The sequence below is a fragment of the Sporosarcina sp. P18a genome (assembly GCF_002743135.1).
Lineage (GTDB): Bacteria > Bacillota > Bacilli > Bacillales_A > Planococcaceae > Sporosarcina.
In genome coordinates, this window is record NZ_PDYQ01000001.1 from 691824 (window position 1) to 714829 (window position 23006).

General features: G+C 41.8%; 22 protein-coding genes. 11 read left to right on the forward strand and 11 right to left on the reverse strand.

The annotated features are described in order from the left end of the window. Window positions 1-160: 160 nt before the first annotated feature. Complete coding sequence (locus CSV75_RS03455) at window positions 161-1414, reverse strand: toxic anion resistance protein (protein ID WP_369825351.1); 1254 nt, start codon at window positions 1412-1414, stop codon at window positions 161-163. Next, complete coding sequence (locus tag CSV75_RS03460) at window positions 1341-2000, reverse strand: 5-bromo-4-chloroindolyl phosphate hydrolysis family protein (RefSeq protein ID WP_099674754.1); 660 nt, start codon at window positions 1998-2000, stop codon at window positions 1341-1343. The genes CSV75_RS03455 and CSV75_RS03460 overlap by 74 nt, the downstream gene beginning before the upstream one ends. Window positions 2001-2234: 234 nt before the next feature. On the opposite strand from CSV75_RS03460, the gene CSV75_RS03465 reads away from it, so the two are divergent. Continuing rightward, a complete protein-coding gene (locus CSV75_RS03465) occupies window positions 2235-2528 on the forward strand; it encodes a DUF1033 family protein (RefSeq protein WP_099674755.1) in 294 nt (97 codons plus the stop codon). Window positions 2529-2737: 209 nt separating this feature from the next. Continuing rightward, entirely contained in the window at window positions 2738-2938 is a 201-nt protein-coding gene (locus tag CSV75_RS03470; protein ID WP_085130730.1) for a cold-shock protein, read from the forward strand. Window positions 2939-2985: 47 nt separating this feature from the next. Here CSV75_RS03470 and CSV75_RS03475 read toward each other — a convergent pair whose 3' ends face one another. Continuing rightward, complete coding sequence (locus CSV75_RS03475; RefSeq protein ID WP_099674756.1) at window positions 2986-3348, reverse strand: hypothetical protein; 363 nt, start codon at window positions 3346-3348, stop codon at window positions 2986-2988. Window positions 3349-3506: 158 nt separating this feature from the next. Continuing rightward, complete coding sequence (locus tag CSV75_RS16210) at window positions 3507-3674, reverse strand: hypothetical protein (RefSeq protein ID WP_158231581.1); 168 nt, start codon at window positions 3672-3674, stop codon at window positions 3507-3509. 391 nt (window positions 3675-4065) lie between these two features. On the opposite strand from CSV75_RS16210, the gene CSV75_RS03480 reads away from it, so the two are divergent. Further along, on the forward strand, window positions 4066-4431 hold the full coding sequence (locus CSV75_RS03480; RefSeq protein WP_099632331.1) for a helix-turn-helix domain-containing protein: 366 nt from the start codon (window positions 4066-4068) through the stop codon (window positions 4429-4431). Between the two features lie 134 nt (window positions 4432-4565). On the opposite strand, the gene CSV75_RS03485 is transcribed toward CSV75_RS03480, so the two are convergent. Next, window positions 4566-6164, reverse strand: coding sequence for an ABC-F family ATP-binding cassette domain-containing protein (locus tag CSV75_RS03485; RefSeq protein ID WP_099632330.1), 1599 nt, complete (start codon window positions 6162-6164; stop codon window positions 4566-4568). Between the two features lie 150 nt (window positions 6165-6314). Between CSV75_RS03485 and CSV75_RS03490 the strand changes: the two genes are divergently transcribed. From CSV75_RS03490 to CSV75_RS03500, 3 genes are all read left to right on the forward strand, one after another. Continuing rightward, window positions 6315-7493, forward strand: coding sequence for an MFS transporter (locus CSV75_RS03490; protein ID WP_158231582.1), 1179 nt, complete (start codon window positions 6315-6317; stop codon window positions 7491-7493). 74 nt (window positions 7494-7567) lie between these two features. Then, window positions 7568-8524, forward strand: coding sequence for an LCP family protein (locus CSV75_RS03495; RefSeq protein WP_099674758.1), 957 nt, complete (start codon window positions 7568-7570; stop codon window positions 8522-8524). 27 nt (window positions 8525-8551) lie between these two features. Continuing rightward, the gene (locus tag CSV75_RS03500) at window positions 8552-9793 is read left to right on the forward strand and encodes an AI-2E family transporter (RefSeq protein WP_099674759.1); all 1242 of its coding nucleotides are present in this window, start codon (window positions 8552-8554) and stop codon (window positions 9791-9793) included. A 170-nt stretch (window positions 9794-9963) separates the two neighbouring features. On the opposite strand, the gene CSV75_RS03505 is transcribed toward CSV75_RS03500, so the two are convergent. Continuing rightward, window positions 9964-10917: a substrate-binding domain-containing protein gene (locus CSV75_RS03505; RefSeq protein WP_099674760.1), complete on the reverse strand. Its 954-nt coding sequence runs from the start codon at window positions 10915-10917 to the stop codon at window positions 9964-9966. Window positions 10918-11077: 160 nt separating this feature from the next. On the opposite strand from CSV75_RS03505, the gene modA reads away from it, so the two are divergent. From modA to CSV75_RS03530, 5 genes are all read left to right on the forward strand, one after another. Next, window positions 11078-11875: a molybdate ABC transporter substrate-binding protein gene (modA, locus tag CSV75_RS03510; RefSeq protein ID WP_099674761.1), complete on the forward strand. Its 798-nt coding sequence runs from the start codon at window positions 11078-11080 to the stop codon at window positions 11873-11875. A gap of 28 nt (window positions 11876-11903) precedes the next feature. Then, complete coding sequence (gene modB / locus CSV75_RS03515; RefSeq protein WP_199171311.1) at window positions 11904-12578, forward strand: molybdate ABC transporter permease subunit; 675 nt, start codon at window positions 11904-11906, stop codon at window positions 12576-12578. A gap of 18 nt (window positions 12579-12596) precedes the next feature. Next, a complete protein-coding gene (locus tag CSV75_RS03520; protein ID WP_099674762.1) occupies window positions 12597-13265 on the forward strand; it encodes a sulfate/molybdate ABC transporter ATP-binding protein in 669 nt (222 codons plus the stop codon). 127 nt (window positions 13266-13392) lie between these two features. After that, complete coding sequence (gene fni / locus CSV75_RS03525) at window positions 13393-14424, forward strand: type 2 isopentenyl-diphosphate Delta-isomerase (RefSeq protein WP_099674763.1); 1032 nt, start codon at window positions 13393-13395, stop codon at window positions 14422-14424. Window positions 14425-14467: 43 nt separating this feature from the next. Further along, complete coding sequence (locus CSV75_RS03530) at window positions 14468-14842, forward strand: rRNA methyltransferase (RefSeq protein ID WP_099674764.1); 375 nt, start codon at window positions 14468-14470, stop codon at window positions 14840-14842. 1068 nt (window positions 14843-15910) lie between these two features. Here CSV75_RS03530 and CSV75_RS03535 read toward each other — a convergent pair. From CSV75_RS03535 to CSV75_RS03555, 5 genes are all read right to left on the reverse strand, one after another. Beyond that, window positions 15911-17902, reverse strand: a complete 1992-nt coding sequence (locus tag CSV75_RS03535) for a helix-turn-helix domain-containing protein (protein WP_158231583.1) — start codon at window positions 17900-17902, stop codon at window positions 15911-15913. Between the two features lie 172 nt (window positions 17903-18074). Next, window positions 18075-19061: an electron transfer flavoprotein subunit alpha/FixB family protein gene (locus CSV75_RS03540; RefSeq protein ID WP_099674766.1), complete on the reverse strand. Its 987-nt coding sequence runs from the start codon at window positions 19059-19061 to the stop codon at window positions 18075-18077. A gap of 29 nt (window positions 19062-19090) precedes the next feature. Continuing rightward, complete coding sequence (locus tag CSV75_RS03545; RefSeq protein WP_099674767.1) at window positions 19091-19864, reverse strand: electron transfer flavoprotein subunit beta/FixA family protein; 774 nt, start codon at window positions 19862-19864, stop codon at window positions 19091-19093. A 34-nt stretch (window positions 19865-19898) separates the two neighbouring features. After that, entirely contained in the window at window positions 19899-21341 is a 1443-nt protein-coding gene (locus CSV75_RS03550) for an MFS transporter (protein ID WP_099674768.1), read from the reverse strand. Window positions 21342-21501: 160 nt separating this feature from the next. Then, window positions 21502-22989 carry an aldehyde dehydrogenase family protein gene (locus tag CSV75_RS03555; RefSeq protein WP_099674769.1) on the reverse strand — a complete coding sequence of 496 codons (1488 nt, stop codon included), beginning with the start codon at window positions 22987-22989 and terminating at the stop codon, window positions 21502-21504. Window positions 22990-23006: the final 17 nt, after the last annotated feature.

A 23006-nucleotide genomic window follows, 5' to 3' on the forward strand; every position in this document is an offset into this window, starting at 1 on the left:
TCATAGCCTGCAGCGTTGCCATCGGTCTTGACCTTATATAACGAAAAGGGAAGTGGAACAGTCTATCACTCGAATAGTGTCCCAATCTCTAACGGTCCCATTTAGGAAGAAGAATCCCTATCGTGTCTCCAACATTTCCACCAACAAAAAACCGTCTCTCTTATGAGGGACGGTTTTGTGACTCTTCATATACAGCGAGTAAACGGGTCTTAAGTTCTTGTTCCATTCTAGCGATCTCGGTCTCAGCAGCTTTGCGTTTTGCGCGTCCATCTGCTTGGATCAGCAAGGTTTCTTCAATCGTCTGAATCAAGTTCTCCTGTGTCGTTTTCAATGTATCAATTTCAATAATACCTTTTTCATTCTCTTTGGCTGTTTCGATACTATTTACTTTCAACATCTCGGAGTTACGAAGCAACAAATCATTCGTTGTCTTCGTGACAAGCTTTTGTGACTCCACAGCCTTTTGCTGACGGTTTAGTGTTAGAGCAATCGCAATCTGGTTCTTCCACAGGGGAATCGCTGTCATGATAGATGCCTGGATTTTCTCAGCTAACGTTTGGTTCGTTTGTTGGATCATACGAATCTGTGGCGCACTCTGAATGGTAATTTGACGGGATAGTTGCAAGTCGTACAAGCGTTTTTCTAAACGGTCCACAAATTGTGCCATATCGTTAACTTCTTGAACCATCATTTGATCATCTGATTGCTGTGCTTTTTTATGCAGTTCTGGAATGATTGTACTATTGATTTCATCAATCTTTAATTCCGCAGCGGCAATATAGACATTCAATGCTTGAAAGTAGGTTTTGTTTTGTTCATACAAATTGTCTAACATGCGAACGTCTTCCATTAAACCACGTTTGGAATGCTCCAGTTGAACGCTTATTTTATCGACTTGTGTGCCAAGTTTTTCGTATTTCGTCATGATTTCTTTGATCGGGCGAGTAGCCTTGTTGAATAAACGGCTAAGACCTGATTTCTTTTTATCTGATAGATCATTTGTATCGATTTCAGATAGTTTGGCCATTAATTCATTCAATACATCACCGACAGGTCCGATATCTTTGCCTTGGACGTGATCGAGCATTTTGTGAGAGAAGTTGGATAGTTCATTTTGTGCATTGGCACCGTAGGAAATGACGGCCTCGTAATTACCGACAGGAATCTGTGAAGCCAATTGACGTGCTTTATCTTGCTCCTCGGGTGTTAATCGGTCAATCAATTTAGCGGGTGCCGCTGTGTCGGACAGCGAATTCTCCATTTCTTTTGGAAGCAGGCTAGCATCCATATCGAATGGATTACCAAGCAAGTCGTCCACCGATTTTTCTTGTAGTACGTTTTTATCTGTCATTAGAATGTTCCCCTTTCGATTGAAGCAACGGTTTGTCTCTTTTGAGTGTAATATCGACGTAATCAATTTCCATTCGAAGCTGTTCTAAATCAGTTGATACGGCGTTACGTAGATCTCGTTCCATTTCGAGACTCAAATCAGATAATGTTTCGCGGGTATGTTGTAATGCGACTTTGATATCTTGGTCTTTTAATGGTTGATTAACGAGTAGGCTGTACTTCGATGTTAATTCTACGACGGAATCAAGATGAGCGTAGAAAAAGCTTTCGACTTGATAAAATTTTCTCGGGTTGGACTGGACAATCTTAATGATTCGTCGAGCCATTGAAGACATATCGTATACTTGTCTGAATGCTTGGATTGAACGGACTTGTCCGTACATATTTCCGAGCTGTTTTAGCTTTCGTTTAGATTCATTCAGTTGTTGTTCAATATGTTTATATTCAGAGCGTGCCATCCCGAATTTTTTTAATGTAGAGCGTAACTGCAGTTCTTTAATCGCTACGTTGCCTCCTGCATACAGTGCGATCCCGATTGCGGAGCCTATGAAAAAGTTCATGCTTGTACCGCCAATTAGGATTACCCATGTTAGGAAGCTAGTCGGAGCCATTAGTGCATGTCGTGTGAAGAAGTTTTTTATATTATTCATGATGTTTTAGGCCGCCTTCCATTCTGACTCTATATAATACTTACGGATTAACGACGAAAAGGTTTCATTTATCGTGCAGACAGTAAGGTTACTGGAGCCTACCTCAATTATAGCCGAAAATGGTCGAAAACTCATATATTACGCAACAAGAATCAATTTACTTTGATTAGCGAGTTGAATTTGCTAGAATGAATATCATTCCTGCATTGCGCAAGGTAAAGGAGTGCTTACTGAATGTATGAAGTGGTATACATGAAGGCGGACTTTGAGCCGTGGTGGATGTTTGAAGAGTGGAGAGACTACTGTGTCTCATCCAAAACATTTACGAATAAAATTGATACAGAAGCATATGTTAAAGAACTGATCGCGAAGATGGAACCGTGTTTTGAACATTATGAAATACGCAAAGGCTGCTTCCATGCATTTTGGTCCACATCTGAAAAATACTATTGCAATGGTTGTGAAGGAGATTTGCAGTTGTATCACGGAATCATCGTGTTGTTAGACGGGGAACCAAACATATCGTGAGAACATTCAGTAAATGCGCTTTTTATTAATTGACAAAGAAGCCCAATATGTTATACTAAACGTAAGTAAATTAATTGAACGACCGTATGCTAAGTGATTCACCTATTACAAAAGGGATCGGCGACGTCGGCAACTTTTGTAATACGTGAATTTTTTTGTATGCTAAGGTTCGTGTATTAAAGTATTTATATTTTTTTGGAGGTAATCGAATGAAACAAGGTACAGTGAAATGGTTTAACTCAGAAAAGGGCTTCGGTTTTATCGAAGTTGACGGAGAAGAAGACATCTTTGTACACTTCTCAGCAATCCAAGGCGACGGATTCAAATCTCTTGACGAAGGTCAACAGGTTGAATTTGAAGTTGTCGAAGGAAACCGTGGTCTACAAGCAGCTAACGTTGTTAAAATCTAAACCACTAGAAAAGGCGCCCATTGCGGCGCCTTTTCGTTTGCAGTAAATTACGGTTGTGTCACCGTTTCTAGACTCGATGTAACGACAAATTCATCTTCGCCTTCCATCGACATCATCGATTCACGTTTAACTTCCCCAAAATCCTTCACGAGATAGATCCTGTTCACAAAGTCTTTTCCTACTTGCTCGATCACGACCGCATCTTCAAATTGCTGATAGGGGGTTTCCACTGAAGCATTCATCTCCACAATCTTCCAGTCATCAAAAGTTGTACCTACTTCAATAGGGCCTTTCAAATAGGTTCGGATCGGCTTCATGGACTCTAGCTCTTCCGTCGGTGGAACTGCAGCGTCCAATTCAATATGTTCTTCCTGCAATACTTGGATTTCATCTCCATTGAGTTTATACACTTTTTGAACGAATGCACCACCGTTGTTTTCATGAATTACGACATAGTCTTGCGCAGGTCTTGCAACGGTGATGTCTAGCTCAGCAAATTCATTGCCGACACCTTTATAATGCGCGCTTGAACCGTCCGGGAGAAAGTAATCAAGTAAGGCTACATTGGTCAGATTCGCATCCTTGTTGTCATGTTGTTCTGACGCATCACCGTTCTTTCCTTCTTGATTTGTCTTAGAAGCGTCAGTCTACCGTCAATGGACGTAGCAGGCTTGTTTGAGCATCCGACGAGCACGAGAAGCAATGCAATCGTTAGAAACCATAGATTGCGTTTCATAATGAAAAACCTCCTTTTACTTTGTGTTATTCCCTTACTGGTGGAAGCTATTCATGTGGAATAAAAAAAGTAGGGGAAACGATACGTAAATTACTCCGATGCGTGTAGCTGGCTACTCAAACATCTTGTCCAATTAATTCACTATCTAACCAGTAAATTATTTTAGTAGGGAAGTCTATTTTTCTTCTAACCACATTTTAAGATTAGAAAAATCAAAACTCGAAATATACGATTTTTTTAAGAATAACCAAACAACTCCATCTATAAACATATTGAATAGTTCTAGTAAAACCTGGTTCCAAATAATCCTTCTTGCTACAATAATCCTCGCATCTCATTTTTTGGTATACTATAGATAGCACACGTACAGTAATTAAGGAGGGGAAGAGCAATGAAGAGTACATTTGTAATTCGTCAGAGAGCCTTTTTAAAGCTCTACATGCTCAATAAGGCGGAAGAAGGGAACTTGTATGGCTTACAAATATTAGATGACCTTTTAGATCATTTCAGAGATCTTGGTTATCGACCGACTAAGTCTGAAGTATACAAGTCTCTACATGATCTACTTAACGATGGTCTTATCGTTAGACATCCGGTCCATAAGCAGGGGACGGAGATGCAGACACTTTATATCTACCGCATAGGTGACCAGGAAAAAGTAAAAGCCTACAAAGATACAATAAAGTTTGAGATTGACCGATCGATCTCTTTACTTAATAGAGCACTGCAAGACAATTATTCGCAAAAGAGAAAGTGAAAAGGCATTGGCGTTGACCGTTGTTTTTACGATTCAATAGTGTACATTACATACATGTATGACTTGTTAACGTCAAACGCAAAAAACTCCCCTAGAAGCAATACTTCCAGGGGAGTTTTTATATCAACTAAACATTAAGCTTTTTGACCTTTCCATTCCAAATACTCGTCATATGTCATCATCTTATCAAAGATTGTTCCATCATCATTGATTTCGATTACACGATTAGCAATTGTTTGGATGAACTGATGGTCATGAGACGTGAAGATCATCGCGCCTTTAAACGCGATCAAACCATTGTTCAATGCTTGGATAGATTCCAAGTCCAAGTGGTTTGTTGGCTCATCAAGAAGAAGAACGTTTGCGCTTGTCAGCATCATTTTTGATAACATACAGCGAACTTTTTCTCCACCTGATAAGACATTCGGCTTTTTCTTCACTTCTTCACCTGAGAACAACATACGTCCAAGGAATCCGCGCAAGAATGTTTCCGTTTCATCTTCAGGAGAGTATTGACGTAGCCAATCAACTAATGTCGGCTCGGATCCTTCGAAATATTTCGAGTTATCCATAGGGAAGTAGGCACGAGTTGTCGTCACACCCCATTTGATAGCTCCTGTATCGGGCTCTGTTTCCTCAGCTAGCATATCGAGCAAAGCAGATTTTGCAAGTGGGTTACCGATCAACACCACTTTATCCTCTTTATTAAGTGTAAAGGTGGCATCTTTGATAAACGTTTTACCATCCACCGTTTTTGTGACATCTTTAATCGTCAACACATCGTTACCGATTTCACGGCCTATTGTAAAGTTCACGAAAGGATAACGGCGTGAAGATGGTTTGATATCATCTAGTTCGATTTTTTCCAATGTCTTTTTACGGGATGTGGCTTGTTTAGATTTCGATGCGTTGGCACTGAAACGTGCGATAAACGCTTGCAATTCTTTTACTTTTTCCTCTTTTTTCTTGTTTGATTCTTGAGATAGTTTCAAAGCCAATTGACTTGACTCATACCAGAAGTCATAGTTACCCGCGTAGATCTGAATTTTACTGAAGTCGAGATCAGCGATGTGTGTACATACTTTATTCAAGAAATGACGGTCGTGGGATACAACTACGACAGTGTTCTCAAAGTTAATCAAGAATTCTTCAAGCCATTGAATAGCTTTTAGATCCAAGTTGTTTGTCGGCTCATCAAGCAGTAATACGTCAGGTTTGCCGAATAAAGCTTGTGCAAGCAATACTTTTACTTTGCTTGATCCGTCAAGCTCTGCCATCGTAACGTGATGCATACTTTCCGGAACACCAAGACCTTGAAGGAGTACAGAAGCTTCAGATTCCGCTTCCCATCCGTTCATCTCAGCGAATTCACCTTCAAGTTCAGCTGCACGCATGCCGTCTTCGTCGGAGAAGTCTTCCTTCATATAAATCGCGTCTTTTTCTTTCATGACTTCATATAGCTCTTTATGACCCATGATGACTAGATCCATCACGACGAACTCTTCATACTCGAAGTGGTTCTGTTTCAGGACAGCCAAACGTTCATCTTTTCCAAGAATAACATTACCTGTTTGAGGTTCAAGTTCACCTGATATAATTTTAAGAAATGTTGATTTACCAGCGCCATTCGCTCCAATTAATCCATAGCAATTGCCTGGATTGAACTGTATATTGACATCTTCGAATAGCTTGCGGTCGCCAAAGCGAAGACTTAAATTACTAACTGCTAACATAAATAATATCCTCCTAATTTCACAATGTTCCTAGTATACATTAAAATTACGTGAAATGGAATGTTTGAACTAGTACTGTTTACAATTTCATTTTACGATATAATGACGATAGGTATTAGTTACGTATCACATGCAAAAGGAGTCTTTGTCTTGCGCTCTAAAACTACCCAAGGTCTATTATTATTAGCGATCTTTATAGTCGCGCTCAACTTACGGCCAGCGATTACGTCAATTGGACCGATGCTAGATATCATCCGTGATGATTTGTTGTTGTCGAACACCGAAGTGAGTCTCCTGACTGTTATTCCGGTTATCTGTATGGGCGTCTTCGCCATGCTGGCGCCCATACTGAATCAGGCAATTGGCTTGAACAAAACGATGTACTTGATGTTGTTGTTACTTGCTGTAGCAACTGCCATGCGTTTTTTTGTCACTTCGTTCAGTGTATTATTACTGACCGCTTTCATTGCAGGTGTGGCGATTGCTGTCATTGGACCGTTATTGTCGGCATTGATCAAGCAATACTTCCCGATGCATGTTGCTGTAGTCGTTGGAATTTATTCATTCGGTATGGGAATGGGGGCAACGCTGAGCACAGGATTGACAGGTGTTTTTTACGAAAAAGCTCATTCCTATGGATTCGCACTTGCAGTTTGGGCTATAATTGCGATTTTTGGCATCATTGCGTGGGCTGTCACCGCGGCGTATCCAATCGAAGTGAAGCAAGTGACAAAGCAACACGTGCAAAAAGGGAAGAATCCTTGGCGCAATAAACAGGCATGGAGCTTCCTAATTTTCTTTGGTTTACAAGCAGCATTATTCTTTTCCGTTTTGGCGTATCTCGTTCCTATTGCGGTGTCGAACGGCATGACGCTTCTACAAGCGGGCGCATTGCTCAGTGGGATGACGATCGTGCAAATTTTTATGAATATCGGTTTTACTCTAATTTTACAGAAGTTGACAAGCAGAACACCGGCACTTATCGGCATTCTGTTGCTTGGTATTTTCTCGATCGGGTTGATGTGGACAGCAGAGCCATTGTGGTTTGCGATCGGCGTTGTCATCATGGGAATTCCGCTTGGTGGATTATTCCCAATCTGTTTGCTACTGCCGATGGACGCGACCGATACGGCAGAAGAAACCAATTCATGGACTGCGATGATGCAAACAGGTGGGTTCATCATCGGTGGAATCTTACCATTACTAATCGCTTTGTTATATGACTACACCGAAAATCATTACGTGACATTGTTCGTATTTCTTGTTTTATTTGTGGCTATGCTAGTGCTAGCGTTGCAAATAGGTCGATCCGCCAAGCAAAGCTCGTGACTGGACGCAACCCGTTGTGAACAGAAACGTCCTCATAACAGGATACACACGGATAATGGAGGAATGAATGCCACATGGACGAACACTTCGACGAACAACAGCCACAACGTAGAAAAAAGAAGCGTAAATTACGCGTGGGCAGAGTTTTTATGACTCTACTATTGCTTTTCACCGTAACGATATCAGCGTATAGTTACTTTCAATATAAACAAGGGAAGGCCATGACGGCAGGGAGTAAGATGAATCCGGGGGAGTTTCAGGGCGATTTATTAAGTCCAGAAGATCCGACGACGGAAAATTATTTATTGCTCGGCGTCGACAATGATGGTTCCGGAAAATATCGTACCGACACGATGATGGTGTTGTCCTGGGATCAAACCGCTGGAACCGCGCATTTAATTTCATTCATGCGTGATATTTACGCACAAATTCCAGGGTACCAGTCGTACAAGCTTAATACGGCGTACTATTTAGGGGGAGTCCAAACTGCGAAAGAAACGATTTCAGGGATGTTTAATATTCCGATCCATCACTACGCAGTCGTCGATTTCGACAATTTCGAATCAATTATGGATATTGCATTTCCAAATGGCCTTGAAATGAATGTACAGAATGAAATGTCCGAGAAAATCGGTGTTACGTTAAAACCAGGCGTACAGCGGTTAAACGGTAAAGAGCTACTCGGGTATGCACGATTTCGCGCAGATGACGAGGGCGACTTTGGTCGAGTCAATCGCCAGCAAGAAGTAATTCAGGCCATGAAAGACGAGCTGTTTAGTGTGTCAACTGTTTTGCAAGCTCCAAAACTAGCCGGTGCACTCGATAACTTCATTGAAACAGATTTAACTTCGAAAGACGAGCTGACTAAAGTGCTGACAGTTATCGCAAAACGAAAACTAGATCTGCAAACATTACGTATTCCAGTAGAGGGCAGTTATTCCTTTACTTCATATAGTCATGCAGGTTCTGTCATTGAAATTAATCTAGATAAAAATAGAGAAGCGATCCGTTCGTTTTTAACTACACCTTGACGGATCGAATAAAAGGGGAGTGAGGCGTTGAGGCAGCCACCAAAAAAGTCTTCTTTACGAGATTTCTGGTCTATTCGTTCGACATCACCCATCGTCGGATTTCTCGGTGGTCAATCTACATTGTTTGTATTGCTTTGTCTATTGTTCATTGGATTAATCATCTTGGTCTTCACTCAAGTTTCATTTATTTTCTATCCGATTCAAGTATTTTTCTCAACTGTCGTTTTACCGGTCGTACTTGCGACGATTTTATACTACTTAATGCGCCCGATCCTTCGCTTTCTGGTGGAACGTTTGCGCATACCACGCGTCTATGGCATTTTAATCATCTTGCTGGCCGCCGCTGGTTTATTGACATTAGTGATTTTCTTAGTGTTACCGTTCCTTCGTTTGCAGACGATCAATTTATTCGAGGAATTTCCAACGTATTTCAAACAGTTGATCTTAGATACGGACCACTTTTTACGGAACTCTATTTTCGGCTCTGTCTATCAAGGGTTTAACTTTAATGTCAATACGTTCCTCGATTCCGGCTTTGAGAGCATCGGGAAGTTCTTCACAGAGACGATAGGCGGTATCGCATCCGGCGTGACATCATTCGTTTCCGCACTTACTGGAATCATCTTGAGTATCGTCACCGTGCCGCTCATTCTATTTTATCTACTGAAGGATGGCGAGAAGTTACCACAGATGATTTTACGCATGTTGCCTCCACGTCTGCGTGACGATGCATCGATCATCTTCCGTGATGCGGATAGACAAATCAGTGCGTATATTCAAGGGCAGATTTTAGTTGCGATTGCGATTGGGATCATGGTATCGATTGGCTTCCTGATCATTAAAATGAAGTATGCGTTGCTGCTTGGGGTACTTGCGATGTTCACGAGTATCGTGCCGTATCTTGGGCCGGTGATTGCGATCACGCCTGCCGCTATTATTGCGATGGTCACGTCGCCATTCATGCTTGTGAAGCTCGCGATTGTGTGGACGATTGTGCAAGTGATCGAAGGCAAATTTATTTCGCCTCAGATCATGGGGAAATCACTGCATATTCATCCGATCACGATTATCTTTGTCTTACTTACGGCAGGCTCGCTGTTCGGCGTTGCTGGAGTGATTCTCGGGATTCCGGCATATGCGCTGCTGAAAGTGGTAGCCACTCATGTGTTTTATTTGTTCACGTTGAGATATAACCGCTTTGAGACGCAAGAAGAAATGTATTATGAAACAGATTCGATTGAAGAGTATTATGAGAACGATAGAGTGTAACCCGCCTTAATGAAGGTGGGTTACTTTTTTTGAAAGGATAATGCGAGATTTCATTGGAATGATCATCTGATAGGGTACTATCCGTTGTTTTTTCGTTTAAATGTTCAGAGATTTAGAGGCTATTGAGCATTAGTGATGTCCGCACGGAAGTTGATGAACGGTCACTTTTGCTATACCGTTTCATACAAAATAGTCCCAGTCTTCGTCAAGTCATAACCACCAATCGCAGCCAGTTTTTCTTTGAACGAGGCTGAGTTTAGTGTTTCCACTATGAGCCCACGCAACTGTTCATTTTCAGGCGTTTTAATCAACACTAAGTCATACTGCTCTTGAATCAATGGAATGAAGTCCACGTTGATTAATTGGGCAGTTTTTTCGATTCCGACTCCTACATCTGCTTGACCAGATGAGATGCGTGCCGCTACGGCCATATGATTTAGTTCCTCGTCGTCATAACCGGTGATAGAACAAGTTGTGATTCCTGCTAGACGAAGCTGCTCATCCAGCAAAACTCGAGCCCCCGAGCCTTTCTCACGGTTTACAAGGCGGACACCTGACTGTCCAAGGTCTGACCAATTCTGTAGATTCTTCGGGTTATCTTTTTGTACATACAGCCCCGCCTTCCTGCCGAGCAAATTAATTACCATATAAGAGCGTCCAGTAAGTAGACGTTTAATATATGGCACATTATATTCATCTGTTTCTCCGTCAAATAAATGAGTACTGACAATGTCGGCTTGTCCTTGATACATCTTGATCAAACTATTCAAGCTGCCAGAGAAGGAGCGCAGTGGTCGAAAGAGTCCGGATTCTTCTATGTGACTGGCCAGGATGTCTAAGCTCAAATCCTGTCCACTGATGATGATTTGCTTGTCAGTTACAGATTCTGGCGCTGTGACTTGTGGAATCATCGAATTTGAAGACACTGGCGTTGATTCACCCCCGCTTTTCAGTCGTTCTTTATACGCTGTTAAATCTACAGCATCCACACGCATTTGACGTCCTACGCGATAGGCTCTAATTTCTCCTTTTTTAATAATGTCATACACTGTTAATTTCGAGACTTTCAATAATTGGGCGATTTCATCGGTGGTATAGGAAATATCATGTTCTAGATTTGTCATGTCTCAACCCTCCAACAATAGTACATCTATCTTCCAACATTTCATCACCAATTGCAAAATTGACAAGTTTTACAATGCATACTATGATAATTTTAAACATAACTAGTTATGTTTAGGTATATCTAGTTATACTTTATAAAGCGGCAGGGGGTAGTATATAATGAGACGATTCTTACTTTCTACATTGTCTATTCTACTGACGATATTTCTGATAGGATGTTCAAATGCGAATGAAACTGAAAAAACAGGCGCTGTAGATCAGGAAAAACCCGATGTTGAACTAGTAGTTTCTGCTGCGGCAAGCTTGACAGATGCCTTGGTAGAGTTAAAAAGGCCTTTTGAAGAAGCGCATAAAGGGATTACCGTAACATACAATTTTGGAAGCTCCGGGAAATTGGCAACGACTATTGAAAATGGTGCCCCGTCTGACGTATTCTTGTCTGCCAGTTCAAACGATATGAACGACATGGAAGATAAAGATTTAATCCTCAATGAGTCAAGAAAAAATTTCGCAAAAAATGCACTCGTATTAATTACACAAAAAGATTCCGATAGTGCGATTTCTTCATTTGAAGACTTGAATACAGCGACCCTGGATCATGTCGCAGTGGGCGAGCCGGGATCGGTTCCGGTTGGTCGCTATACGAAAGAAACATTCGACAGCTTGGATCTATGGGAACCTTTGCAGGACAAATTAGTTCTTGGCTCAGACGTACGGCAAGTGCTGACACATGTGGAAATGGGTAACGCAGATTATGGTGTCGTGTATTCAAGTGATGCATTCGTTTCAAATGATGTGAAAGTATTGGCAGAAGCTGAAGCCGACTGGCATGAGCCGATTGTATACCCTGGTGCTGTCGTTGCTGAATCTAAATATCAGGAAGCCGCGCAGCAATTCCTTGATTATTTGACAGGTGACGTAGGAAAAAAAACGTTGCAGAAGTTCGGATTTAAGTAAATGAAAGGAGGGGAGAGGTGTGCTAGATATGGATTACTCCCCTTTATTATTATCTTTGAAAGTAGCTGCTATCTCCACTTTCGTTGTGTTTGTAGCAGGTGTATTCATTGCGTATGTACTTGCGAAGCGTGATTTTTTTGGAAAAAGCATAGTGGAAGCCTTATTTTTATTGCCGCTCGTGTTACCACCGACCGTTGTCGGCTTTGGTTTACTTATTTTATTCGGCAAAAAGGGCTGGATCGGCAGTTGGTTGCTTGAATGGTTCGATTTTCAGATTGTTTTTACATGGATTGGCGCTGTTATCGCTTCGATTGTCGTGTCATTTCCGTTAATGTATCAAAGTGCAGCGGCCGCATTTGAAAGTCTTGATGAACGATTATCAAATGCTGCGCGTACAATGGGTGCTTCTGAATGGCGAGTATTTTGGTTCATTGTATTTCCACTTGCTTGGCCTGGATTACTGGCAGGATTGGTGCTTTCATTCGCAAGAGGTCTTGGTGAATTTGGTGCTACGTTAATGCTTGCGGGATACATACCGGGTAGAACGGACACGATTCCGATGGCGATTTATTTCGCGGTAGAGTCGGGACAAATGGAAAAAGCGACGTTTTGGGTCGTCATGATCAGTACATTCGGCTTTAGTTTGATTTTATGGGTAAATTGGTGGAGCAAGCGCAATATTAGACGGTTTACTAAATCTTGAGTCGAAGGGGGATTTGACATGCTACATGTAGAAATCACTAAACAACTCGCACATTTTGAGATGAACATTCATTTAGAAATGTGCAATGAAATCATGGTGTTAGTCGGTCCATCCGGCTCAGGTAAAACAACGATTCTGGACAATATTGCAGGGCTCGCACACCCAGACCACGGCTTAATTCTTTCGAATGAATGCACATTTTTTACAACCGGTGAAAAACCGGTGCCCGCTCGTGATCGAAAAGTCGGGTATTTATTCCAAGACTATGCGTTGTTTCCACATATGACAGTGGAGAAGAATATTTGGTTTGGCGTGAGAAACAGCGAACGAAAAGAAAGTCATGAAATGATTCGCCAATTGCTGGAAGTACTAGGGATTAAGCATTTGTTGCAAAAGTATCCCCACCAGATTTCAGGCGGAGAAAAACAACGTGTAGCATTGGCGAGAGCACTTGCCACACAACCTTCCGTGTTATTGCTGGATGAACCGTTATCGGCCCTCGATAAAGAAACACGGAAACAGTGTCAAGATGAACTTTTACGTTTACATGACATGTGGAAAATTCCGTTCATTATTGTGACGCATGATCACGCCGAGGCAGAACGCCTCGGCGATCGTATTATTTACCTTGAACAAGGACAAATAACGGATGAAAAGCGGAAAAGATCTGTAGTGTCAACGTATTAAAACGTAAAAAGCTTCGATTTCATAATCAGAGCTTTTTTATTTTTGTGTAATCAAAATAGAACAGCTATAATTCATAATAACCGACAGCGACAGAAATGGATGCATCAAGTAGATAGGAGCTAAAATCATGGGCAAGCAATTGAATGACCGGAAAGCACAACATATTCAAATCGTGCTGGATGAACATGTGACGGGAAATGCGATCACAACAGGTTTGGAGCAGTATGAATTTCTACATAATGCCTTACCTGAATTAGCATTTGACAAAATTAATATGGAGCAAAACTTTCTACATAAATCATGTAAAACACCTTTTTTAGTCAGTTCGATGACGGGTGGTGCGGATTTTGCGGAAACGATTAACCGGAATCTCGCACTTGCTGCGGAACAAAGAGGCTGGGCACTGGCGTTAGGTTCGACACGCGCTTTAATAGAAAGTAAAGCATTCCGTCCTTCATTTGCATTACGAAAATACGCTCCAACAGCCCCTATTATCGCGAATTTAGGTGCAGTGCAGTTAAATTATGGATTTTCTGCTGATGAATGTCGTCAAATCATCGAATATACGGATGCAGATGCGTTAGTTTTGCATGTAAATGTTTTACAAGAAGTCATCCAACCTGAAGGAAATACAAATTTTAGTAATTTAGTATCTAAAATCGAGAAATTATGCAATGAATTATCAGTTCCGGTCGGTATTAAAGAAGTTGGATGGGGAATTGATGGGCAAACTGCCAAGAAACTTCTAGATATCGGTGTGTCATTCATTGACGTAGCCGGGGCAGGAGGGACATCTTGGAGTCAAGTGGAGAAATACCGTACAACCACAATCAAACAGCAAGCAGCGGCAGCGTTTAGTGAATGGGGAATTCGTACAACAGATTCATTACAACTAGTCGAGCCTTATATGCATGATAAATTACTGATTGCAAGCGGTGGACTTCATACAGGCGTCGATGCTGCAAAATGTATTGCGCTCGGTGCAGATTTTGTCGGTTTTGGTCGCGCGATTTTAGAAGAAGCTACTCAATCTGCTGAGAGTGTTATCCAAACAATGGAAGTTCGCGAATTAGAATTACGTATGGCGATGTTTGCAACAGGTTCTGCAAATATCCAGGCGTTACAACAAACGGATCGATTACAAAAGATGAACTCGTGAATATATTATTTGCGAGTTTTCGTTAAATTAGGAGGAATAGCCAATGTGGAAATTAGTGGGCGGAAAAATGATTCAAACTACAGATGAAACGCGGATTAAATTCCGTACGAATATCAGTAAGGAAATTTTAAAGAAATTAGAAGAATTATCGGAAGAACTTGATACATATAGCAATTATTTATTGGAAAATGGTTTATGGAACGTGTTAGCTACAGGTGTGATTGAATACGATAAGAATCTACGACCGACAGATCGAATCCAATATAAAACGACGTACGATCAAGAGTTATTAGAATCCGTTAAGAAGTTCGCAAAAGATCATAAGCTATTTATTAATGATGTTATTGAGTACAGTGTGGAACATATCGACTTTGATAACATTAAGACTAAAGATCATAAAAATCGCTTAGAAAGCTAGGGCGAGAAGGATACTTGGTGAATAGAATATGTATAGATTGTAGAACGCCCCGAACATAATATAAATTATAGGAAGTAACGTATCAATGGAAAGTATACTTGTGATATTGAGATATGAACGATTTTTAAGACGAATTTTACACTCGACTTATTATAATTATTTAGCATGTTCACATTAAGCTTTACGATGTTTTGATGTTAGTTTTTCATCGACATATATTATTTTATATGGATTTCTTGCACAAAACTTTGCAAGCCGCTTTACAATGTTAACAATGCATTTTACTATCTTAACTCGACATGTCATGTATTCATTGATTGTATGCTCTATGCAACGCCTGGTCTGTTAACTTAATACTTTATATAACTTATGATAAGTTAATCCATCATCATATACTTTGCACGCTGATCATTCTACTATCAAAAATCTAGTGGCCCCTTCTCTTCCAATTAATTTCATGCATTCCAGGATTTCTACTTGATTACTTTACGTGCAGTAGTTGATGGTTGCTAGATAGTATGGTGCGAAGAATATTGAATGCATAGGGATTATTCGGAACCATGTTCAATAAGAACATATAACGCATATAGTTTTCCATAGCTTATAAATACGAGCCTCGCTTAGTATATCACTTTGTGGCGCTTGTATGTTCGTACTTTAGATTTAGTTGATTGCAGACATTTACTTAATTCAATATTTTGCTTGCACATTACGTAATTAACGCCACGGTTTGCACAATCATTGTGACGTAAACTTGCTACTTATCCAATCGATCATTGTGCATCGTTTTTCACGCTCTCGAATTCCCTTCCCTAATTGCTGCTCGTAGGTTTGTATAGCATGCCAAATGATACGGGGCGATGAATAGTATGTTAAGAAGGATTATTTGGAACCAGGTTTCTTAAGAATATAAAATGAGTTAGTTATTGCGATTGCACATATAAAAATGCAAAGCTCGACAAAAAATGAGCTTTGCTTAGTATAACACTATTTTAGCGTCTGTATGTTCGGTTTCAAATAATTAATTACGTATTTTAGTTCACCTGACACGTAGTATGTCATTCCGACTTACGTTATCCAATCTTTCATCTTTTTATAGATGTTTTGCGACGGTAACGCTCCACCTCGTTCAATATTGCTTATATAGGATGTCGAAATATTCAATTCATCGGATACTTGTTTCAGTGTTAAATCACGATTGATGCGGCATTTTTTAAAATCACTACCGATGTTCTTGCAAATTTCTTCTTTAGTTTGCGTTAAGGTAAAATTGTTTGGCGACTGTATTGATTTCTTTCTCTCGATCGGCTCGTAATAGCTAACAATCTCGTCAGGTGGCGCGATGATGATCGTAGCATTCAACCAGACACGTAACCAGCCTTTCTTCGACATGCTGTCTTCATTCCATTGATTGTATTGCCAAAATGTAATTACGCCTTCTTCCTCCAATAAGTCAAGGGCTTTCTCCAGGCGGTCCCGAATACGTGAAGGTGCTTGTGAATCTATTGGGATACCAATTTTCTCGAGTAATGTACTGATTTTATGCGGCTGCAAGTAGCTCGCTTTTCGTGCCTGTGTACGCCAACGCCAGCTTACATAACGGATGAGTTTTTTCTCCCATTTCCGTTGATATGGATTGAATTCAATCGCTTGATTCGGTAATAACTTTACTTGTCTGGCAGCGCCTTGCAAGAAAGGATCAAAAACTTCCCCAATTGTCACATATAGACGTTCGGGTAGTGACTTTTCATTTAATTCGCATGGACTGCCGTCTTCATTCGTAAAAATGAACGCACGTCCTTGCATCTTCTTGTTGACAGGTTTGCCTTGTTCATATACTAAAACCGACTCAAGTTCCATCCATAGTGACTGTATGATGGAAAGCGCTTTCAACACTTGGATACGTTGTTGTTTTTCATAGCCACCACGCCTCCCTGTTCCTCCGAGCTTTGGCTTCAGTCCACGGATTGTCAGTAGATCATCGAAGCGAATTTCTACGCGGTCACCTACTTGCGCCAAATACATATGACATAAAGAATCCAATACGTCCACATCAACTTCCGATAACGATTCGACATCGTTACGCAGTTGATTCATACGACTTGCTGTTCGCTCCTCTTCACGCGGAAGTAGCTGCAAAGAACCTGCTAATCTTGGGCCTTGTGTAGTTGCTCGTGGCCATTGATCGGGTTCGCAGACAAAGTGCTGGTTAGAAATCGCTTCCGTGATGAATTGATAGATGGCATTGCTCATGACGACAAGATTATTTGTTTTTGCTGTTGATTCGATAGGCTGATGTACAGAAATCTGCTCGCTGACTCCGAGTAATTGATTGATTTGCTCCATTGAATTTTTTTCTGATTCAAACACCGCAAGTATTTCGGAAACCATTTTTTCGATGTACACGTTGACGTCAGCGGTGAATGTATTCAGAAAACTATCGTTGGAAACAAAACTTACCCTCATTTCTTCGAGAAATAATACATTCAACGCTTCTCTATCAAGAGCATTTAAAGAATTATAGCCATGCCTTTTAAGCATCTCACTGACGGCATGGTTCATTAAATACGTCCTGTACCACGTGCTGAATACATTCCAAGAATTCTCATCATTTAGACGAGTATGTGCATGTACCATTTTATCGTATTTAGCATGTAATTTATTTATGATTTCCCATTTGAGTGTTGGCTTATTCATAAGCAACGGTGTCAGATGACCTTCATAGGTGCTAAAAAATTTAGCGATCATGAACTCTGTCGCTTTCGAGAGCACTTCGCGTCTTGCATCCACACGAATCTTGAAAAACAAATCAATATTGTCCTCGTAGTCTTGCTGACGGACAATGTATGTCTCGTTTTTCCCCCTCGGAAAAATACGGTTGGCATCCACTTTTTTTCGTACGTTTTCAGATGGGAAATTAATTAAGTAGTTATAGTCAAAGAAGTTGGGCTGGCGATCATGTATAATAATCACTTGGAATGGGTCAATTTTATTTGCAATGGCTTGATGATGGGTCAGTTCATAGTTCATGTCATTCAACAGTAAATCGTGATTAATCAAACAGAGTCCCCTCCGATAAACCGTAAGTTCAGAATAGTATAACATGGATTTCCAAGATTCACTATTTACTTTTGGTTCAGTAGAAGGGATAGGTATTAAAGATTAGAACGCAAAAACAGCTTACAAAGTCCGGTGATCGAACTTTTTAAGCTGTTTTATGAATGCCTACTAATTAAGATACTAATGCGCCTTGCAATTTAAGTTCTTCGATGAATAAAGGAAGTACTTCGAACAAGTCGCCGACGATGCCGTAATCTGCCATTTTAAAGATATTTGCTTCTTCATCACTGTTGATTGCGACAATTACTTTGGAGTTCGACATGCCTGCCATATGCTGGATCGCTCCTGAAATACCTACCGCGATATAGAGATCGGGCGTTACTACTTTTCCGGTTTGACCGATTTGTAGCGAGTAATCGCAATAATCGGCATCACAGGCTCCCCTAGAAGCCCCTACAGCGCCGCCTAACAAGTCTGCCAGCTCATACAATGCATTGAACCCTTCAGCGCTCTTAACACCCCGTCCGCCAGCGATAACGATTTTCGCTTCCGATAAATCTACGCCTTCCGTTTTCTTGCGGATCACTTCTTTGACGATCGTACGCAAGTCTTTGACATCCACTTCTTTTGCTGTGATGTCGCCTGTCCGGCTAGCGTCAGGCTCCAATGCGGAAATATTATTCGGACGGATCGTGGCGAATAGCAGTCCTTCGCCTTTCATTACTTTCTTTTCAAACGCTTTACCGGAGTAAATTGGTCTAGTGAAAATGACTTGATCATCTTCTTTTTCGATAGCCACCGCATCCGAGATCAATCCAAGTTCCAAGCGACTTGCGATTTTTGGCGTCACGTCTTTACCGACTGACGTATGGCCCATGATCATGCCGGATGGCTTTTCGTCTTGCATCACTTCCATGATCACCTGTCCGTAGCCTTCCGATGTATAATTGCTCAAGTTTGCATGAGAGACGGTAATGACACGGTTAGCACCATAGTGAATCATTTCTTCAGCCGGTTGCTGCAAGTCCCCATCACCTAGTACCAATGCCAGAATTTCTGCGTTAGCATTTAGTTGTTTTGCCGCTGCAATCGTTTCATAACTTACTTTACGAAGAACCCCTTGCTGCAATTCCCCGATTACTAGTATTTTTTCACTCATAATAAAACTCCTTTCGTCTTGTAGATTGCTTAGATTACTTTCGCTTCATTGGACAATAAGCCGACTAGTTCTTTGACTTGCTCTCCTGTTTCACCTACCAAAATGCGTCCTGCTTGCTTTTTAGGTGGTAAGAAAATAGAAATCGTTGCCGTTTTTGCTTCCACATCGTCTTCATCGAGATCTAGATCATCTAGTTCAAGTTGCTCCAGCGGCTTTTTCTTCGCCTTCATGATACCTGGAAGTGACGTGTATCTCGGCTCATTCAGTCCTTGCTGGCACGTTACGAGCACCGGCAAGGAGACTTCAATTTTCTCGAGATCCCCTTCGACGTCTTTATCAATTTTCGCTGTGCCGTCTTCCATATCCAGCTTGACGATCGTCGTAATGAATGGCATATTTAGACGCTCTGCAAGACGAGGTCCTACTTGTCCGCTTGCTTCGTCAATTGCCACATTCCCTGCGAGAATCAAATCCACTTCTTTTCCTTCAAAAAATGCTTCAAGAATTTTCGCGGTCGTGAATTGATCTCCTTCATTCAGGTCGTCACTCGTATTGATGAGTACCGCGTCATCTGCACCCATCGCAAGTGCAATACGCAATTGCTTCTCCGAGTCCTCATCACCAATCGTCACAACCGTTACCGTTCCGCCGTGCTTGTCGCGTTGCTGGATTGCTTCTTCGACTGCGTATTCGTCGTATGGATTAATAATGAACTCCGCACCGCTTTCGTCAATACGACCGCCTGACACGGAAATCGCTTCCTCCGTGTCAAATGTTTTTTTCAATAAGACATAAATATTCATATAAAAGACTCCTCTCTATACTTTGCATCACAATTCATTTGATTTCTTCAGTTTGTAACGCTTTCGGCACAACGTTCGTATCGATTAAATCGTCTTCACTCGTGTGGATTCCAGGAATCGCTCGAGGAATCAACGGTAAAAATAGCAATGCGATGACGATGAAGCCCATTATTACCCACGATGTATTCACTATTGCTCCTACATTATTACCGCTTGCAGAGAAGATCGAGAAAGCAACGAGAGCTAATGATGCGCCCATTCTCTGTGCAAGGTTTTCAATTACTGTATTCGTAAAAGTCACAACATTCATTCGTTCCGTTGAAGCTTTGGATACAACGAGACCTTTCACTACGGGTGTTTGGAAACCTACACCGATACCGACCAGACTCATAGCAATGAACAAATACGTAAATGATGTGGTAAGTGTCACGAAATTTAACATGATGATTCCTGAAGAAAAGATGAGAATTCCCGATCCTATAATCAATCGTGCTGACAGCTTTTTCATAATTCTTCCGCTTACATAGGCTGCGACGGAGGTGCCAAGGAATACGGCCATCTGCAGGAAACCTACCGTTGTAGCGGCTTTTCCTTGTACGCTTTGTACGAAGAATGTTAATAAGTACATCACACCCGAGTAACCAAGGAAGATGAACACCGCAATCGTCGTCGGTACCCAGAAGTTTCGATTCGCAACGTACTCTAAATCAAGCAACGGTGCTTTTTGTTTTTTCTCTACAAAGATCAAGATGATCAGCGCAGTAACGAAGACTAGCAATGATGGAATCCACATTCCAGATTCAATTCCGAAGCTGTTAATGAAGGTTGGAATCGTCAGCAAACCGAGCAATAAAGCGATGACAAAAATCAATCCGAGAACATCCAGCTTCTTACGTGCTTGTACTTTGACATGTGGAACAAAAGCAAAGAGTGTAATGCCTAAACCACCTAGAACAGCAGTGAATATAAAGCTCGCTTGCCAGTTCGCCGTGTCGACGATCATACCGCTAATAACCGGACCGAAGACTGCACCAATTGTGATGAACGCCGCAAACGTTCCAATCGCTTTCGCGCGTTGCGTCCCGACCATGAATTTACCCGCATAGGCAATTCCCGATGGTGCAATCGCCGCGCCCGAAATACCTTTAAAAAATAAACCGAGAACGAGCACCCAGAAAGAAAACGAGAAGGCTACGAGCAATGATCCGATAACCATGAACATACCGCCAATTAGGATGACGATCTTCAATCCGAACGAATCTCCAATCCATCCAAGTAATGGCTGGAATCCTGTCAAACCAACAGCCAGACCCAGTTGCATCCACACTGCGTATCCCGGCGTCAGATTAAATTCCGCCAGCATATGCGGGTATGCGGGAAGATGGGTTGCTAAACTTAACATAATAAAGAATGCTCCGAAACTTATGAATAAAAAACCCCTATTAATCGATTGATCTTTCAATGCCGCTTCATTCATGTAGTGGCCTCCCTTTATCGATAGTGTCATAGTTTTTACAAGCTTTATTCATTATGTCAAATCTAGTTGTGGTTTAATGTGAAGATCTGCAGAAGGAGGTTTCGATATGCTTGGCGCAAAACCGAAGCTCTCCTGCCACAGATCAGACGTTATGGACTGTTTACCGGATATTGATGACACAAGCTTTTTCTACTGTATAATCCAGAATCGAGTCTGTACCGTAACCGCTCTCTTTAACGCCGCTAAACGGAAGATCTGCACCTACTCTAGCGTACGTATTGACCCAGACATTACCTGCTTGAAGCTTATCAATCATACGATGTGCAAGACTGAGATTTTGTGTCCATACGCCCGCCGCCAGACCGAAGTTCGTGTCATTCGCGATTTGAACGGCTTCATCTTCCGTATCGAACGGAATAGCGACCGCCACAGGACCGAAAATTTCTTCACGAGCTAGCTTTGAACTGTTATCAGCTACTTTAACGAGCGTAGGCTGCACCCAGTACCCGTCCGCAAATTCTGGTTGCCCCGGTAGAACAGCTTCTCCACCGTATTTTCCTCCGAAGACAACTTCATACTCCTCTTTGGATGCCTCATCGATAAAACCGCATACCGACTGAAATTGCGCTTCATTCGCGATAGGCCCCATAGTGTTGCTAGTATCCAGAGTATCACCGTGTTTGACAAATTCATTGTCCGTCATCAACTCTTTTAAACGCCCAATCACTTCGTCGTAAATGGAGCGCTGGATTAACATACGTGAACCTGCCACACAAATCTGGCCGGAGTTCGGTGTGAAGATGCCGTTGATCAATCCGTGTACCGCTTGATCAATATCCGCATCTTCAAAGACGATATTCGGAGATTTTCCACCTAGTTCAAAGATCAACGACTTTGGTGAATGCGCAGTCGCTTTTGTGATACGCTCTGCTGTCGCTTTGGATCCTGTCAAACTCACTTTATTTACTTCTTTATGAGAGACGAGGTAATCCCCGATTTCACGACCCGCACCCGAAATGACATTCAGTACGCCAGGCGGTAAGATTTGTGAAATCAACTCGCCATATCGCAATGAACCGACCGCTGCACTCTCAGACGGTTTAATGATGACCGTATTCCCTGCCGCTAGCGCATAGGCAGCCTTAATTGTGAAAGTGAACAAAGGTGCGTTCCAAGGTAAGATTCCGACTACTACTCCGTATGGCTTACGTGAAGTGAAACCAAAATCCCCTGTGCCCATCTGCACCGTACGACCTTGTGCACCGACGAGAGATGCCGCTCCTGCTGCGTCATACCAGACCTGCTTTAATACTTCCGCCAAATACTGATACTCATCTAGTACCCAGCCGTTATTACGCGTTTCAAGTTCAAGCAACTCCGCAGCATACTCGGGAATCATATCCCCGATCTTGCGCATATAGTCGCCGCGTGTACGGGCTGGTAGATTCGCCCAGTCATCGAATGCTGCGCGTGCTGCCTGAATGATCCGTTCCGCGTCTTCTTTTTTACTGGAAGGAATAGTCGCCCATACTTCTGCTGTAGATGGATCGATACTATTTGATACAGCCCCGTCTTGCGCCTGTACGATCTTGCCGTTGATGATATTGCCGTAAGTCGTCAATTTGGATTTCTCGGATACGTTCGTCATATGTTTTCCTCCTTCAA

Bases quoted from the DNA above. Each gene is read 5' to 3' on its own strand.
- CSV75_RS03465 (WP_099674755.1), top strand. From the start codon at position 2,235: ATGTATGAAGTGGTATACATGAAGGCGGACTTTGAGCCGTGGTGGATG.
- CSV75_RS03540 (WP_099674766.1), bottom strand. From the start codon at position 19,061: ATGAGTGAAAAAATACTAGTAATCGGGGAATTGCAGCAAGGGGTTCTT.
- CSV75_RS03495 (WP_099674758.1), top strand. From the start codon at position 7,568: ATGGACGAACACTTCGACGAACAACAGCCACAACGTAGAAAAAAGAAG.
- CSV75_RS03545 (WP_099674767.1), bottom strand. From the start codon at position 19,864: ATGAATATTTATGTCTTATTGAAAAAAACATTTGACACGGAGGAAGCG.
- CSV75_RS03485 (WP_099632330.1), bottom strand. From the start codon at position 6,164: ATGTTAGCAGTTAGTAATTTAAGTCTTCGCTTTGGCGACCGCAAGCTA.
- CSV75_RS03470 (WP_085130730.1), top strand. From the start codon at position 2,738: ATGAAACAAGGTACAGTGAAATGGTTTAACTCAGAAAAGGGCTTCGGT.
- CSV75_RS03460 (WP_099674754.1), bottom strand. From the start codon at position 2,000: ATGAATAATATAAAAAACTTCTTCACACGACATGCACTAATGGCTCCG.
- CSV75_RS03530 (WP_099674764.1), top strand. From the start codon at position 14,468: ATGTGGAAATTAGTGGGCGGAAAAATGATTCAAACTACAGATGAAACG.
- CSV75_RS03520 (WP_099674762.1), top strand. From the start codon at position 12,597: ATGCTACATGTAGAAATCACTAAACAACTCGCACATTTTGAGATGAAC.
- modA (WP_099674761.1), top strand. From the start codon at position 11,078: ATGAGACGATTCTTACTTTCTACATTGTCTATTCTACTGACGATATTT.
- fni (WP_099674763.1), top strand. From the start codon at position 13,393: ATGGGCAAGCAATTGAATGACCGGAAAGCACAACATATTCAAATCGTG.
- CSV75_RS03555 (WP_099674769.1), bottom strand. From the start codon at position 22,989: ATGACGAACGTATCCGAGAAATCCAAATTGACGACTTACGGCAATATC.
- CSV75_RS16210 (WP_158231581.1), bottom strand. From the start codon at position 3,674: ATGAAACGCAATCTATGGTTTCTAACGATTGCATTGCTTCTCGTGCTC.
- CSV75_RS03505 (WP_099674760.1), bottom strand. From the start codon at position 10,917: ATGACAAATCTAGAACATGATATTTCCTATACCACCGATGAAATCGCC.
- CSV75_RS03480 (WP_099632331.1), top strand. From the start codon at position 4,066: ATGAAGAGTACATTTGTAATTCGTCAGAGAGCCTTTTTAAAGCTCTAC.
- modB (WP_199171311.1), top strand. From the start codon at position 11,904: ATGGATTACTCCCCTTTATTATTATCTTTGAAAGTAGCTGCTATCTCC.
- CSV75_RS03550 (WP_099674768.1), bottom strand. From the start codon at position 21,341: ATGAATGAAGCGGCATTGAAAGATCAATCGATTAATAGGGGTTTTTTA.